The sequence below is a fragment of the Spiroplasma endosymbiont of Polydrusus pterygomalis genome (assembly GCF_964030635.1).
In the GTDB taxonomy this organism is placed as follows: Bacteria; Bacillota_I; Bacilli_A; order Mycoplasmatales; family Mycoplasmataceae; genus Spiroplasma.
Genome location: NZ_OZ034909.1, coordinates 1,324,964 through 1,340,394 on the forward strand (window position 1 = coordinate 1,324,964; position 15,431 = coordinate 1,340,394).

The following is a 15,431-nucleotide window of genomic DNA, read 5'->3' on the forward strand; positions in this document are numbered from 1 at the left end:
GTTAATAATTTTTTCAATTGTTTTGTATTTATGTTGTTATTTCATTGTTAGTTTTCTTTCCATTGTTATCACCATTTTTAATTTTAAATGGTTGCGAAATTTTTGCTAGATAACTATTACGAAATTATCACAAGATAAGGACAAAAAAGATAACTTAGTATTGTTTTTTTGTTAAAAATAATATATTATTATATGCGATTATGATTTAATTTTGTAGAAAAATATTGATATTTTAATAAAACCTTTATTTTATTGGGTTTTTAATAAAATGTATTTCTTGCAAATCTCTATATTTTATAAGGTTTTTTGACTTTATCAAGAGTTTTTGACAAAATTAAAGCAATTATATGATACCATACGTGAAATTCTTGGTAAAGGAGATAAATAGGAATGAAAAAATTGTTCAGTGTCTTTGCTGCAATTATAATATTAGCTACTCCGGTAACTTGAGTTGCTGGATGTAATCCAATCCCTGATTTACCTTATATTCCAGATAATAAAATTTCAGAAAATACTAAAAAAGTTATTAATAAAGCTGTTTTGGGTGAAATTACCCCAAATAGTAAAATTAAAACATTATTTGCTTATAATCTTGATGAATGGTTAAAACCAAATTTTATCCCTGTTGAAAATATTATGAGTATTAATGTTGAACGAAAAGATGATTATGAACAAATGAAACAAATTTTTGTCCGGTTAGAAAAAATCAATAATAAAGAAAAATTACCTAAAAAAAGTTTAGCATATATTCAAAAAAGTTTATTATCATCGCGTGATTTGATTCATAGCCCTTGACCTACTGATGTTGACAAATATAATTGATATTTATCCCAAAAAAGTCAAAATAAAACAGTTCGTGATTTAGATGTTTTAGTCAAATATTTTGATGGTGAAGTTAATGAAAGAACGGATTTATATGATAAAAAACGGTGATTATATGTTGATCAACTTCGTACTGAAAAAGCTGCAAATTGATTTAAAGATGCACATGCATGAAGTTTAAATATAAAAAGTTCAAATTATAATGAAGACACAAAATTTGAACAAGGAATCTTTTATCATGTTTTACTTAATGCTTATTTAGACAAAGTAAAAACCAATTATAATGTTGAATTGCAAAAAATTTGAAATGAAAAAATTGACCAAGATATTAGTGCCAATGCAAAAATTACATTAGCTTTCACTGTATGAGATTCAGAAAAGTGAACAAAGCATTTTGTTGATGACCGTCCCGTTGTTAAGAGTAATGATAATCTTTTTGAAAACTTACCAATTTTACCAATTGAACAAACCATTGGTGTTAAATTAGTTGTTTCTGATAAGTATGGAACCGTATCGAATTATTTAATTGGGAACTTTGTTGTTGCTGATCTATTAGAGTTAGAATAATTTACATTTTACACGCTACCACTAAACAATTACAAACAATAAACACAGCAACAACAAAATTATTAATATTATTATATTTCATTTCTAATTTAGCCCTTAAAATGTGTAATAAGACCTATTTTTAAAGATAAATTTATTAAATAATTCATAATTTTGCTTATATATATATAATGTCAATAGATCTTGATAAAAGTTTCAAGATTAAGAAAAGGAGAAAAACAAGTATGAAAAAATTACTTAGTTTATTAAGTGTATTAACTATTGGTGGAACTGCTGTACCAACAACAATTGCTACTAGTCCTTATCCCGATAAATATGAAAACTGATAGTGATGAAATAGATAATCCAATATCAATCGGAAACAATAGAGTAGTTTGTAAAAATTGTCAAAGTTGTTCACATAATTGAAAAGTAAGTGCACATGAGTGGCAAGCCGCATATACACAAACAGCCACACTTCTTGCAGAAATAAATAGGAGAAAAAATTATTTTAAACATGAACTTAGTGAAAAAAGGCTGAAATTAATAAATTTAAAACAGAATTAGAAAATTATAAACATGAATTTAAAAAAATTCCTGTAAAATAGACTTCATTAGATCAAGATCAATTTTTAAAAAGTATAAATAAAACAATAGAAAATATTGAAAAAAACAAAATTCTTATGTGTCACAAATTAATATTGATATTAGAAATAATTAATTTAATAGTAATAAGTAAATTAAAAAAATTTATTAAACTATAAATAAATGAAAATAAAATTTGTTTATTTTCATTTTTAATTAAATTAACAAACAAAATTATATAAAAAGAAGGGATAAATATGAAAAAAATATTAAGTTTTTTAGGAACAATCATTTTAATGGGAACAAGTACAACTAGTTTAGTTAGTTGTCAAAATGATAAAAATAAATATAAATATTATTATGATGAGAAAGAACAACCAACACCAATATTAACAAAACCACCAAAAAATAGTAAATGATCCCTAGTTAATAAAAATGAATATAAAAATGAATTTAATAAAAAAATTAATAAATGATATGTTATTATTTATTTTTCTAAATATAAGAATGAAAATATATTTGCTATTGATAAAGAAAAAATATCTTTTGCTGGTGTAACAGAAGATAATTACATAGCAGTTGGTGGGGGTCTTTATGTAAATCAAGTAATTTATCGCTGAAATGGCAATAATGAACCTGAAAAACCAACAATAAACAAAAATACTGGTGAAGTTATTGATTGAAGAGAACATATGGGAGCTTAATGGTTCCTATATTTTTTTATCTTGGATTAATTGTAATTTTAATAGCAGAATTAGATGTGTTTCTTTCTACATTAGACTTCTTGCGATACCGGCTTTTCTTATTAAGAATATTTCTATAAAATATAATTAAAAATAAAATCCGGTATCGCAAGAAGTCTAATAAAGATTTTAATAACATTATTAGTACCCAAGCATCATCATATTTTAGAAAAAAAGATGAATTTGGTAATACAGTTGGTCAAGTTCAATTTGAATACAATAAAATGAATGCACGTAATGTTTGAGATATTTTAAATATGAATAATTTTATTAATCGTCAAGTTACTGTTTTACCTTTAAACTATACTCAAAAATTAGTTTTTAATCCTTTTACAATTCCTGTCCTTGGTAAATTATTAAACTATATTTCATTTGATATTCCATGAGATTGAATTGGTAATTTTGGATAGGTTACAATAAGTTGGACCATATTTATGTGTACTTTCAAATAAAATATAATTATGAAGAAAGTAGGAATATAAAAATGGGAAGAAATTCATACACCGATGAATTTAAAAAACAAATTGTTTTACTTTATCAAAATGGTAAAACAATTCTTGAAATTTTTAAGGAATATGGGATGTCAAAATCAACCGTATATCAGTGAATTGAAAAATTAAATAATTCTGGATCTTTTAAAGCAAAAGATAACCGCACTGTTGAAGAAAATGAACTGATTGCCTTGCGGAAAGAATTAATCCAATTACGAATGGAAAACGACATTTTAAAGCAAGCGGCACTGATAATCGGCAAAATGTATCACGTACGATGAATAGACTGCACCCAAAAAAGTAAGTAAAGAAAAAAAGTCTTTGCTAAACTTTAAAGGAGGTGCATTTTTATATGGCAAGAAAAGGACAAAAATTTAATAAATATACAGCAGATTTTCGAAAAAGGATAGGACAAGAAGTTAAAAATAATAGTATAAGTTTTATTGCAAAAAAATATGCAATTAATAAAAAAACTGTTGCTTCATGGTATGAAAATTTTAAGAAAGGAATTTTAAACACCAATAAAGGTCCAAAAAAATCATTTGAAAAAAAGAGATTTAAACTATTACAAAGTTAGGTATGAATTACTAAAAAAGCTTCATGACTTTTACAATGCCAAATTGTAAAGTTAAGTGCAACTAAATTATTTTTCTAACCAAATATTCGATTGGCGAAAGATAATTTAGTATTTTTCTTGGTCTTTGGTTTAAAGACAATATAAATTTATGAACTGCATTTTTAGTAGTATTTGAAAAATTAAATTTTTTAGGAAATTTTTCTCTAATTAAACCATTAGTATTTTCATTAGTACCTCTTTGTCAGGGTGAATATGCATTAGCAAAATAAATTTTAACATTTAAATTTTTTTCAAGTTGTTGTCAATTAGCAAATTCTTTACCACGATCAAATGTTATAGTCTTAACAAGATTATTTGGAAGAATTGATAAATAATGGCTAATATTTTAGTTAATAACTTTAGTAGTTCTATTTTCAACTAATATTGCTAAAGTAAATCTTGATGTTCTTTCAACTAAAGTTATTAAACATGATTTACTTTTACCTCGTGATGATACTACGGCAATGACCAAGAGTTACGCGATTATTAACATTAGCATTTCGTTCTTTAATTGATTTACCATTAAATTTACCCCGATTTTCTTGATATTTTCGTTTCTTACCTTTTCTTCTTAAATTTTTATTAGTAACTTTTTCAAGTAATCCAGAATAAATTCAATTGTAAATTGTTTTAAAACTAATAATTCATTCTTTATGAAAATTTTTAATTCTGCCATAAATTTGTTCGGGTGATCAACCTAATAATAATTTTTGTTGTACATATTTTACTAATTCTCTATTTTTAAACTTATGAAAATAAATATGTGATTGTTTTCTATTTTCTGCTTTATTTTGTGCAATTAATGAAAAATAATGATTATTATCTTTATTTCTATTAACTTCTTGAATAATAGTACTAATACTTCGATTAAGATTTTTAGCTATTTCACTAATTTTTATTTTAAACTTCAATTGATTCTCAATATAAATTCTTTCATCTATGACAAGATGTTTATATCCCATATAAAAACCCCTTGCTTTATTTTTTCTAAAATAAACTTAGCATCATAAAATTTTTATATGAGATTTTTTGCAATTTTATTTACTTGCACTTACAAGTATAATTCAGCAAATAAAAAAAGATCTAAATAAAACAATAATTCATTCAGATCACGGATATCAATATACATCTAAAGATTATAATAGTAAATGTTTAGATAACAAAATTATAATTTCAATGGGTAAAAATTATCATTGTGCAGACAACATTATTATTGAAAGTTTTCATTCATTACTTAAAAAAGGAACAATCCATAATAAAAATTATAAATCTCATAATGAATATATTAATGATGTTAAAAAATGAAATAAATGATATTCAAACCAAAAAGAAAAAGATATAATAAATGAAAGTTTGTAAACCTTTTTATTAATACTTACTAAACAGGGTGTAGTCTAAATCCACAAATGCTTTTTTTGATAATCCAACAAGTTATCTTAGTTTTTATTACAATAATGAGCAAATTGATTATTCAAAAGTAATTATCATTTATCATTATCATAACCAGCAACAATTATATCGGGCATGAAAAATTACTTTATAAAGGTTGGGGACCATTGGGTGCTATTATTTTGTCCTTAAACTTGTTATAATTTATATTAATTATAACAAGAGAATGCGAGGAACTTTAAATGAATGTGTTAGATGAAATTAAAAAAGTTTTAAAAGAACAGGGGATTTCAAAACCAATTGACTTAAATACGAAGTTTAAATCATTAGGATTAGATTCATTAGACTTAATGGACTTAGTCATTGAAGCGGAGAAAAAATGTGGTATTCAAATTCACGATGATAAATTGATGGATATTAAAATAGTAGCAGACTTAGTTGATATTATTAATGAAATTAAAAAATAAAGGAGCTGGCACCAATGGCATTATCATATGACGATATTGTAAAGTTATTAAAAAGTAAAAATTATCGAATTACTGAAATTAGGTTAGCAATTATTAAAATTTTAACTGAGAAACAACATTTGAATTTAACCGAAATTGTTGAATTATTAGAGAAAGAATTTAAAAATGTTAATTTAATGTCAGTTTATAATACAATTGATTTATTAATTAGTGAGCATATTGTTTTTACTAATTCTTTTGATGGAAAGCAAATTTGATATGATTTAGCAGAGAACCCATCCTTTCATATGGTTTGTGATATTTGTAAAAATGTTGTCCATATTAAAAATAACAATATTTTACAAGAAATTAAATTATTTAATTTAAAAGAGGTAATGACAAATATTAATTGAGAACCAGTTCATTTTAAAATTGAAGGACATGGGATTTGTGAACAATGCCATAATAAAAAAATCTAGACTGCACCCTGTTTAGTAAGTATTAATAAAAAGGTTTACAATAGACTGCACCCCGTTTAGTAAGTATTAATAAAAAGGTTTACAAACTTTCATTTATTATATCTTTTTCTTTTTGGTTTGAATATCATTTATTTCATTTTTTAACATCATTAATATATTCATTATGAGATTTATAATTTTTATTATGGATTGTTCCTTTTTTAAGTAATGAATGAAAACTTTCAATAATAATGTTGTCTGCACAATGATAATTTTTACCCATTGAAATTATAATTTTGTTATCTAAACATTTACTATTATAATCTTTAGATGTATATTGATATCCGTGATCTGAATGAATTATTGTTTTATTTAGATCTTTTTTTATTTTTTTAATTTTATTAATTGCAGCATTTAAATTATCAATTACAAGTTTGTTATTATTAAATTTTGATCATTTTACATCAATAATTTCTTTAGTATATCCATCAATTATTGTTGATTGATAATGTTTTTTACCATTTCAAATTAAATAAGTTACATCAGTAAATAAAATTGAAAATCTTTCTTTAATATCATTAAAATTACGATTTACTAAATCAGGATATTTAATTATATTTTTATTTCTATTTTGTTTTATTAATATTTTTCTACGCATACGCTTTACATATTCAGCTTGAATATTATTTTCTTTCATAATTCGTAATACTTTCTTAGCATTATAAACAATGCCATAATCTTCTTTTAAATATTTGGTAATTCGACGATAACCAAATTGTTTCAAATTTTCTTCATAGACTTTTACAATATTCTTTAATGATTCGCTATCCTTACCATTACTTGAATAATTTTTATATTTATCTCAATAACTACGCTTTAAATCTGTTACATCAAGTAATAAATTTAGTGGATATTTATTAAGGTTTTCTTTGATAAAAAATACAATTTTTCTTTTATTTAATTGTAAAAGTCATGAAGCTTTTTTAGTAATTCATACCTAACTTTGTAATAGTTTAAATCTCTTTTTTCAAATGATTCTTTTGGACCTTTATTGGTGTTTAAAATTCCTTTCTTAAAATTTTCATACCATGAAGCAACAGTTTTTTTATTAATTGCATATTTTTTTGCAATAAAACTTATACTATTATTTTTAACCTCTTGTCCTATCATTTTTCGAAAATCTGCTGTATATTTATTAAATTTTTGTCCTTTTCTTGCCATATAAAAATGCACCTCCTTTAAAGTTTAGCAAAGACTTTTTTTCTTTACTTACTTTTTTGGGTGCAGTCTACAATAGACTGCACTGCACAGTTTCAGATAACTGAGAATTTTAATTAAAAAATGCTTTCATTTCATATTGAAGTGGTAGCATTTTTTAATTAAAATTCTCAGTTATCTGAAACTGTGCATATTTTTTTAACATTATTTTTTATATATAATTTTAAGATATATTTATCAAAAATATTTAATTTAATATATTTATATTGTTTGTTTATGATAGAGATTGAAATAAATATATTATTAATACTTTTTTACTTACTTTTACTCTAATATATTTATTAACAAATATATTAATTTTGTTATTAAATAATTATTTATGAGAGAGAGTGAGAGAAATATTAATATTTTATTTTTTATTTCTTTATCTCTCTGTCTTTTAAATAAATATATTAAATATATAGTAAAAATAAATTTTGGCACATTTAAAATATGAAAAATAGTAAAAATTGGCACACTGAAAAATACTATTAAGTTTTCAAAGATCGTATATTAAATATTAATTTTTTAATAAATAATTAAGTGTGCCAATAGAAATTAATATAAATGGAACAGAGAAAATACAACACCTTAAATTAGGAGAAAAAACAGGTACATTTTTTATAAATACTTCTAAGATATTTAATAAATGTTCAAACAACTTAAAGAGGACATCAAAAAGTTGCTATAAAGTTTTTTATTTTATAAATAAGATGCTGTCTTTTCTCTGTTTCAATTAAATTAATCTATAATTATGGTTTTATAAATAAATAAACCATTTACTAAAATGGTTTATTATTCTTATTCAATTTCTAAGTTTTTTCAAAACCCTTCTTTTTTCCATGCGACCGTTTTTAGTAAAATAACATTTTTTTAAAACGTTTAAATTTTGGATTCATTCTTGTTTTCCTTTCCTTTTAATCTCATAAAATTGCATCATCACCATCAAAACTAATACTATTATTATTACTATCATCTTGTGGTTGCAATTGTTGATCAAAAGTTGTGCTATTAAAATCATTAGTATTTGGCATTGGCGCTCCCTCACCGTCAGTACCAATTGTAGTTCCTCTTGAATCTAAGAATGAAACAATATCAGCGATTACTTGCACAATTGTTATCATTTGGCCACTAGTATTATCCGTTCTAGTTTGCAAACGTCCATCCAAAGCGATTAATGATCCTTTTTTTAAATAACGGGACATATTTTCAGCTGTTTTATTCCAAGCAAAGCATGGAATAAATGAGGTTTGATTGTTAAAATTATTATTTACTGCTAATGTAAAAGCAACAAATGGTTTATTATTAACAGAATTTTTTAATTCTAAATCACGTGTTAGTCTTCCTACTAATGAAACTCGATTCAACATAACTTTTGTTCACTCCTCTTATTCTTTTGTTTCAGTTGGTTTATGTGCTTTTGGCTCTTCACCCTTTGAACGTTGTTCATGACGTTTGTAATCTGGTCTTTTATTTCCTGGTTTACGATCACTGTCTGGTTTATCATTCTTAACTTCTGTTTTTGCATAAACAGTTGATTGAATATAACCTTTTTCTTTTTCGGTATTAATTACTAAGATTCGTAAAACATCTTGTTCAATATGACTAATTCGAACAAATTCATCAATGTTCTCTGATGTTGTATTAACAATTAATACTTCATAATATCCCTTTTTTTTCTTTTTAATAGGATATGATAAGTCCTTAATTCCTCATTTACCGTGTTCTTCAATTTTTCCTCCATTAGCTTCTAAAATTTGATGTAATTTATTTTCTAACTCATCTAAATTAGTTGCTTCAGAATTTAATATATACATAACTTCATATTTACGCACTTTATTTTTTCCTTCTTTTGGTCTAGGTCCTATGCGGACAAGGAGCTAATAATTATTAGACTTCTTGCGGCATCTTATTATTTATGCTTAAAAAGCAATTAAAATTTTTAAAAATGCTTATTTTAAAGTTTAATTTAATTTTTTTTATTTGTAATTTTTTTATTTTTGTTAGTATCGCAAGAAGCCTATTCATTCAAGCATTATTAACTCGCCATTAATTATACCGTATATTAACGATAATTGTAAGAGTTATTTCACTAATTTTAATAATTTTAAATCATCCGGATAAGTTATTTTAATGTTTTGTTTTTCACCATAAATTGTATGAATTTTTGTTTTTGGTGAAAATAACTCAACCAAATAACTGTCATCATAAATTGTTATCGTATTTTTCGTTTGAAAATACTCGTGATAAACGACAGATAATAACTGGGTTTTAAAAATTTGTGGTGTTTGAATTATAAAATATTCTTCTCGTGGTAATGTTTTTTCAACCAAATTATTTTTAACTTTTTTAAACGTTTCAGTAATTGGAACTATTGGAATTAGAACTTCATAATTTTCGTGATGAAAAGTTTGATTTAACTTATTGATAAAAGCTAAACTAGTAAAACAGCGAACGCCATCATGAATCATTATTGTATCATTAGTAATTTTATGATTAATTAAACATTGATAAATTGTATCAACCCGTTCCTTACCACCCATCACAAATTGTAATTTTTTTGTTTGGTAATTCTTTTGTAATAAAAAAAACAGAATTTCCTCACTAACTCCCACAATAATTTCAGTACAAAATGGGTCACTTAAAAATAACATTAATGTTTGTTCAATAATCGTTTTATCATGATTAATTTGATATAATAACTTGTTATCCTTTTGATTAAACCGGGATGATCTTCCTGCCGCAACAATAATTACAGTATAATTTTTCATTTATAATATTTCGATTCCATTTTTCTTAACATATTCTAAAAAATTTTAACTTCAAATCGAAGCAATAACTTCCCCAATATGTTGTTTTTCTAATAAAAATAAATCCAGTTGTGACTTATAAAGACCAAAAGAAAGGGTAACTGGGACTTCATTTGTTGCCACTTTTGCATCATATTCTGTTTTTAATTTAATTGTTTCTTTTGTTATTGCTAATTGATTTTTTAAAAACACTCGCAGCACAATAGCCAATACAAATAGCTTTTTCCAAAAAAAATCATAAACAAAAATTTTCGCATATAATTCTCAGTTAAAAACATCTTGTGATTCACTAATTTCGATTATATTATTAGTAATAATATTTTTTAAACCATATAGAATTGTCGCGCCATTTTCTCTCGTATAACGATTCAAGCGTTCTTGGTAACTTAACAACCGCATTGCTTTTTGCAATTCCATTTGACTTGTTCAATTTAATTTCTTCTTAAATTTTTTATTTAATTGCGGAAATTTTAATAACAAAAGATCTTCCACTTCACTAATAATATTAGACTTCTTGCGATACCTGATTGTTTATGCTTAAAAAGCAATTAAAATTTTTAAAAATGCTTATTTTAAAGTTTAATTTAATTTTTTTTATTTGTAATTTTTTTATTTTTGTTAATATAGCAAGAAGTCTATTGGTTGCTTTATCAATTGTTTCTTTAATTTTTTCTAAGGTAATTTCTTTTTCATCTAATAATAAATCAAATCCAATCTCATTAAAAGTTACTGCTTGGCTATTTGATTGTTTGATATCACGGCGTAAAACCATTGCTGTTGTTAGAATTCCTTCGTTTTTTAACAATTCATATTGTTTAATTGCATTTCGACGTCATTTATTATGTGATTGTAATATTTCACCGACTAATTTAGTTGGCGAAATATTACAATCAATTGGTCGTTCTGTCATCCGAAAATCATTATTCAAACCTTTTTCTTAACTAGTAATTAAAGGCGTGTCAACTTTTAATAAATTAAATTGAATAATAAAACGACGAACTAATTCGCGTTTGATTAAACTAATCGCTTCGAGACTGTTTCTCGTAACGTTATAACTGAGCCAATTTCAATACCAAATGCCATACATACAATCACCTATTTTCCTCTTGGCCGCATATGAGGGAATAATAATACATCTTTAATAGAATCTTGTCTTGTTAATAACATAACTAACCGATCAATTCCAATTCCTAAACCCCCAGTTGGTGGCATCCCATATTCTAATGCTTCAACAAAATCAATATCTAATTCTTGTGCTTCATCATTACCATTATCACGTTCTACTAATTGACTAACAAAACGATCATATTGCTCAACAGGATTATTTAATTCGGAATAAGCATTTGCATGTTCTCGTCCTTTAATAAATAATTCAAATCGATCAGTAAATCTTGTATCTTCAGCATTTGTTTTTGCTAAGGGTGAAACTTCAACGGGATGACCATAAATAAAGGTTGGTTGAATTAATTTATCTTCCACAAATTCTTCAAAAAATAAATTAATAATATGACCAACAGTATTATGAAATTTTTCAATTGGAACTTTCTTATCTTTGGCAATTTTTTTTGCCTCTGCAAAAGTCATTGGTTTTCAAAAATCAACTCCCGCATATTCTTTAATTGCATCAACCATATGTCAACGCTTTCATGGTTGCTTAAATGAAATCTTTACGCCATCGTATTCTGTTTCATCTTTATTTAAGATATTTTTTGCAATATGACAAATAGTATCTTCTGTTAATTGCATCATAAAATTCATATCTTGATACGCAACATAAATTTCAACAGTTGTAAATTCTGGATTATGAAGAGTATCCATTCCTTCGTTTCTAAATAGACACCCTATTTCATAAACCCCTTCAAACCCACCAACAATTAATCGTTTTAGTGGTAACTCTGTTGCTACACGCAAATAAAAATTCATATCTAAAGTATTATAATGAGTCACAAATGGTTTCGCTGCTGCTCCCCCATGAATTGGTTGTAAAACTGGTGTTTCAACTTCTAAATATCCTTTTTGATTAAAAAAAACTCGCATTAAAGCAATTATCTTACTACGTTTAATAAAAATATCCTTTGTTTCTGTTGATGTAATTAAATCAACATAACGACGTCGATATTTTTCTTCAATATCAGTCATCCCATGATATTTATCTGGTAATGATCGTAATGCTTTTGCTAATAAAACAAATTTTTTAACTCGAACTGTTAATTCTCTCGTATTTGTTTTCATCATTATCCCAGTAACTCCGATAATATCTCCTAAATCAAAATTAATAAATTCTTGATATTTTTCATTACCGACTTCATCATTTCGCACATAAATTTGAAAAATTCCATTTTGATCTTGTAATGTTGCAAAACTAGCTTTTCCTGCTTCACGGAATGTTTTAATGCGCCCAGCAATTTTAATTGTTGTCTTCTCGTTATTTGTAGATAATTCCTCTTTTGATAAATGACTAAATTGTTCATTAAGGTCGTTACTAGTATGTGTTCGTTCAAACTTTGCAATTATAAAGGGATTATGTCCATCCTTAACTAGCTTTTCTAATTTATCACGTCTAATTTGCTCTTGTTCTGTAAAATTACGTTTCTCCATTTTAATTCTCCTTTTTATTATTTAGCAAACCTAATATTACTATTATAATAGGCAATATATTCATTAACAAGCGTTTTTAACTTAAATATTGTATTTATTTGTGTTTCCCGAATTTTATAATTGGTCGCTTCTGGCTTCCCTTTAAAATAAAATGCTAAATTTTTACGCATTTCACTAGCAGCAATCCGTTCTCCTTTTAAATTCAATATTATAGTTCTTGCGATACTATGATAATCTGAATAGGTTACAATAAGTTGGACCATATTTATTTGAAAGTCCACATAAATATGGTCCAACTTATTGTAACCTATCCAAAATTACCAATTCAATCTCATGGAATACCAAATGAAATATAGTTTAAGAATTTACCAAGGACAGGAATTGTAAAAGGATTAAAAACTAATTTTTGAGTATAGTTTAAAGGTAAAACAGTAACTTGGCGATTAATAAAATTATTCATATTTAAAATATCTCAAACATTACGTGCATTCATTTTATTGTATTCAAATTGAACTTGACCAACTGTATTACCAAATTCATCTTTTTTTCTAAAATATGATGATGCTTGGGTACTAATAATGTTATTAAAATCTTTATTAGACTTCTTGCGATACCGGCTTTTATTATTAAGAATATTTCTATAAAATATAATTAAAAAGCTGAATTATACTTGTAAGTGCAAGTAAATAAAATTGCAAAAAATCTCATATAAAAATTTTATGATGCTAAGTTTATTTTAGAAAAAATAAAGCAAGGATTTTTTATATGGGATATAAACATCTTGGCATAGATGAAAGAATTTATATTGAGAATCAATTGAAGTTTAAAATAAAAATTAGTGAAATAGCTAAAAATCTTAATCGAAGTATTAGTACTATTATTCGAGAAGTTAATAGAAATAAAGATAATAATCATTATTTTTCATTAATTGCACAAAATAAAGCAGAAAATAGAAAACAATCACATATTTATTTTCATAAGTTTAAAAATAGAGAATTAGTAAAATATGTACAACAAAAATTATTATTAGGTTGATCACCCGAACAAATTTATGGCAGAATTAAAAATTTTCATAAAGAATGAATTATTAGTTTTAAAACAATTTACAATTGAATTTATTCTGGATTACTTGAAAAAGTTACTAATAAAAATTTAAGAAGAAAAGGTAAGAAACGAAAATATCAAGAAAATCGGGGTAAATTTAATGGTAAATCAATTAAAGAACGAAATGCTAATGTTAATAATCGCGTAACTCTTGGTCATTGAGAAGGTGATACCGTAGTATCATCACGAGGTAAAAGTAAATCATGTTTAATAACTTTAGTTGAAAGAACATCAAGATTTACTTTAGCAATATTAGTTGAAAATAGAACTACTAAAGTTATTAACTAAAATATTAGCCATTATTTATCAATTCTTCCAAATAATCTTGTTAAGACTATAACATTTGATCGTGGTAAAGAATTTGCTAATTGACAACAACTTGAAAAAAATTTAAATGTGAAAATTTATTTTGCTAATGCATATTCACCCTGACAAAGAGGTACTAATGAAAATACTAATGGTTTAATTAGAGAAAAATTTCCTAAAAAATTTAATTTTTCAAATACTACTAAAAATGCAGTTCATAAATTTATATTGTCTTTAAACCAAAGACCAAGAAAAATACTAAATTATCTTTCGCCAATCGAATATTTGGTTAGAAAAATAATTTAGTTGCACTTAACTTTACAATTTGGCAAAAATAAAAAATATAAATTAGGAAGGTATAAAACTATGAAAAAGGATAACTTTAAATTTCTTAATGATAAAGAATTATTACGATTAACAGGAATAAAAAAAATACTTTTAATAAAATGTTAGATATTTTAAAAGAAACCGAGTTAAAAAAATTTAAAAAAGGCGGAAAAGATAATAAATTATCATTAGAAAATCGTTTATTAATGACTTTATCATATTGAAGAGAATACCGCACTTATTTTCATCTTGGCAAAAGTTTTGGCATTAGTGAGAGTAATTGTTATCGTAATATCAAATGAATTGAAAACACTTTAATTAAACACCCTGACTTTCAATAACTTGCTGGGCAAAAAAACATTAATAAATAAATATTTTAATGATAAAACAATTATTATTGATGCAACCGAAACAGCCATCCAACGCCCAAAAAAACAAAAAAAATACTATTTCGGAAAAAAGAAAAAGCATACTATCAAAACACAAATAATCCTCGAAAAAGAAAGCAAAACTATTATTGCAACAAATTTTGCTTGTGGTAAAACCGATGATTTTTGTTTATTTAAAGAAGCAAAAATACCGCTTTTAAAAGCTAGCAAAGTAATAGTTGATACAGGTTATCAAGGCTTGCAAAAAATGCATCGGAATGTTTTGATTCCGCATAAAAAAACAAAGCAAAAAACTTTAAATAACGAACAAAAACAGCATAATAAAATAATTTCACAAATGAGAATCGTTATTGAAAATTTTTTTGCTATCCTTAAAAAATTTAAAATTATTACTGAAAAATATCGCAATCGTAGAAAAAGATTTGCTTTAAGATTTAATTTAATTGCTTTTTAAGCATAAATAATAAGGTATTGCAAGAAGTCTAATAAAATAAATTTTTTAAAAATGTAAATACCAAAAGTACAAAATGTATGTGATTTCTAA

At 24.8% G+C, this 15,431-nt stretch carries 21 protein-coding genes and 2 pseudogenes; 10 read left to right on the forward strand and 13 right to left on the reverse strand.

Annotated elements, in window-relative coordinates; all coding sequences use genetic code 4:
• Positions 1 to 390: 390 nt before the first annotated feature.
• The 5 genes from ACQH23_RS08500 (at position 391) to ACQH23_RS08520 (ending at position 3,764) form a co-directional block, all read left to right on the forward strand.
• Complete coding sequence (locus ACQH23_RS08500) at positions 391 to 1,389, forward strand: hypothetical protein (protein WP_425378001.1); 999 nt, start codon at positions 391 to 393, stop codon at positions 1,387 to 1,389.
• An 821-nt stretch (positions 1,390 to 2,210) separates the two neighbouring features.
• Positions 2,211 to 2,657 (forward strand): lipoprotein, encoded by a 447-nt coding sequence (locus ACQH23_RS08505; RefSeq protein ID WP_425378002.1) that lies wholly within the window; start codon positions 2,211 to 2,213, stop codon positions 2,655 to 2,657.
• Positions 2,658 to 2,920: 263 nt separating this feature from the next.
• On the forward strand, positions 2,921 to 3,106 hold the full coding sequence (locus ACQH23_RS08510; RefSeq protein WP_425378003.1) for a hypothetical protein: 186 nt from the start codon (positions 2,921 to 2,923) through the stop codon (positions 3,104 to 3,106).
• A gap of 74 nt (positions 3,107 to 3,180) precedes the next feature.
• A complete protein-coding gene (locus ACQH23_RS08515; protein WP_425378004.1) occupies positions 3,181 to 3,495 on the forward strand; it encodes a transposase in 315 nt (104 codons plus the stop codon).
• Positions 3,496 to 3,539: 44 nt separating this feature from the next.
• Positions 3,540 to 3,764: a hypothetical protein gene (locus ACQH23_RS08520; RefSeq protein WP_425378005.1), complete on the forward strand. Its 225-nt coding sequence runs from the start codon at positions 3,540 to 3,542 to the stop codon at positions 3,762 to 3,764.
• 61 nt (positions 3,765 to 3,825) lie between these two features.
• Here the strand turns inward: ACQH23_RS08520 and ACQH23_RS08525 are convergent, their stop codons facing one another.
• From ACQH23_RS08525 to ACQH23_RS08535, 3 genes are read right to left on the reverse strand one after another with little or no spacing between them, the layout of a single operon-like run.
• Entirely contained in the window at positions 3,826 to 4,146 is a 321-nt protein-coding gene (locus ACQH23_RS08525; protein ID WP_425379333.1) for an IS30 family transposase, read from the reverse strand.
• 3 nt (positions 4,147 to 4,149) lie between these two features.
• Positions 4,150 to 4,275, reverse strand: coding sequence for a hypothetical protein (locus ACQH23_RS08530; RefSeq protein ID WP_425378006.1), 126 nt, complete (start codon positions 4,273 to 4,275; stop codon positions 4,150 to 4,152).
• Positions 4,244 to 4,765: an IS30 family transposase gene (locus tag ACQH23_RS08535; protein WP_425378007.1), complete on the reverse strand. Its 522-nt coding sequence runs from the start codon at positions 4,763 to 4,765 to the stop codon at positions 4,244 to 4,246. The genes ACQH23_RS08530 and ACQH23_RS08535 overlap by 32 nt, the downstream gene beginning before the upstream one ends.
• 67 nt (positions 4,766 to 4,832) lie before the next feature.
• Between ACQH23_RS08535 and ACQH23_RS08540 the strand changes: the two genes are divergently transcribed.
• The 3 genes from ACQH23_RS08540 (at position 4,833) to ACQH23_RS08550 (ending at position 6,117) form a co-directional block, all read left to right on the forward strand.
• Positions 4,833 to 5,162: a hypothetical protein gene (locus tag ACQH23_RS08540; RefSeq protein ID WP_425378008.1), complete on the forward strand. Its 330-nt coding sequence runs from the start codon at positions 4,833 to 4,835 to the stop codon at positions 5,160 to 5,162.
• 272 nt (positions 5,163 to 5,434) lie between these two features.
• Positions 5,435 to 5,659 (forward strand): acyl carrier protein, encoded by a 225-nt coding sequence (locus tag ACQH23_RS08545; RefSeq protein WP_425378009.1) that lies wholly within the window; start codon positions 5,435 to 5,437, stop codon positions 5,657 to 5,659.
• A gap of 14 nt (positions 5,660 to 5,673) precedes the next feature.
• Positions 5,674 to 6,117 (forward strand): Fur family transcriptional regulator, encoded by a 444-nt coding sequence (locus tag ACQH23_RS08550; protein ID WP_425378010.1) that lies wholly within the window; start codon positions 5,674 to 5,676, stop codon positions 6,115 to 6,117.
• Positions 6,118 to 6,196: 79 nt separating this feature from the next.
• Here ACQH23_RS08550 and ACQH23_RS08555 read toward each other — a convergent pair whose 3' ends face one another.
• From ACQH23_RS08555 to ACQH23_RS08600, 10 genes are all read right to left on the reverse strand, one after another.
• Positions 6,197 to 6,880: an IS3 family transposase gene (locus ACQH23_RS08555; RefSeq protein ID WP_425378011.1), complete on the reverse strand. Its 684-nt coding sequence runs from the start codon at positions 6,878 to 6,880 to the stop codon at positions 6,197 to 6,199.
• A gap of 173 nt (positions 6,881 to 7,053) precedes the next feature.
• Positions 7,054 to 7,317 (reverse strand): transposase family protein, encoded by a 264-nt coding sequence (locus tag ACQH23_RS08560; protein WP_425377767.1) that lies wholly within the window; start codon positions 7,315 to 7,317, stop codon positions 7,054 to 7,056.
• Between the two features lie 953 nt (positions 7,318 to 8,270).
• Entirely contained in the window at positions 8,271 to 8,723 is a 453-nt protein-coding gene (locus ACQH23_RS08565) for a single-stranded DNA-binding protein (RefSeq protein ID WP_425378012.1), read from the reverse strand.
• A gap of 18 nt (positions 8,724 to 8,741) precedes the next feature.
• Positions 8,742 to 9,188, reverse strand: coding sequence for a 30S ribosomal protein S6 (gene rpsF / locus ACQH23_RS08570; RefSeq protein ID WP_425378013.1), 447 nt, complete (start codon positions 9,186 to 9,188; stop codon positions 8,742 to 8,744).
• Between the two features lie 249 nt (positions 9,189 to 9,437).
• Positions 9,438 to 10,124, reverse strand: a complete 687-nt coding sequence (locus ACQH23_RS08575) for an IspD/TarI family cytidylyltransferase (protein WP_425378014.1) — start codon at positions 10,122 to 10,124, stop codon at positions 9,438 to 9,440.
• Positions 10,125 to 10,169: 45 nt separating this feature from the next.
• Positions 10,170 to 10,535: a hypothetical protein gene (locus tag ACQH23_RS08580; RefSeq protein ID WP_425378015.1), complete on the reverse strand. Its 366-nt coding sequence runs from the start codon at positions 10,533 to 10,535 to the stop codon at positions 10,170 to 10,172.
• Positions 10,536 to 10,668: 133 nt separating this feature from the next.
• The gene (locus ACQH23_RS08585) at positions 10,669 to 11,073 is read right to left on the reverse strand and encodes a hypothetical protein (protein WP_425378016.1); all 405 of its coding nucleotides are present in this window, start codon (positions 11,071 to 11,073) and stop codon (positions 10,669 to 10,671) included.
• 185 nt (positions 11,074 to 11,258) lie between these two features.
• Entirely contained in the window at positions 11,259 to 12,761 is a 1,503-nt protein-coding gene (gene lysS / locus ACQH23_RS08590; RefSeq protein WP_425378017.1) for a lysine--tRNA ligase, read from the reverse strand.
• Between the two features lie 17 nt (positions 12,762 to 12,778).
• Complete coding sequence (locus tag ACQH23_RS08595) at positions 12,779 to 12,967, reverse strand: hypothetical protein (RefSeq protein ID WP_425378018.1); 189 nt, start codon at positions 12,965 to 12,967, stop codon at positions 12,779 to 12,781.
• A gap of 101 nt (positions 12,968 to 13,068) precedes the next feature.
• On the reverse strand, positions 13,069 to 13,254 hold the full coding sequence (locus ACQH23_RS08600) for a hypothetical protein (protein WP_425378019.1): 186 nt from the start codon (positions 13,252 to 13,254) through the stop codon (positions 13,069 to 13,071).
• Between the two features lie 272 nt (positions 13,255 to 13,526).
• Between ACQH23_RS08600 and ACQH23_RS08605 the strand changes: the two are divergent.
• Positions 13,527 to 14,477: pseudogene (locus ACQH23_RS08605) on the forward strand (IS30 family transposase).
• Positions 14,478 to 14,537: 60 nt separating this feature from the next.
• Positions 14,538 to 15,341 (forward strand): annotated as a pseudogene (locus tag ACQH23_RS08610) (IS5 family transposase).
• Positions 15,342 to 15,431 lie beyond the last annotated feature (90 nt).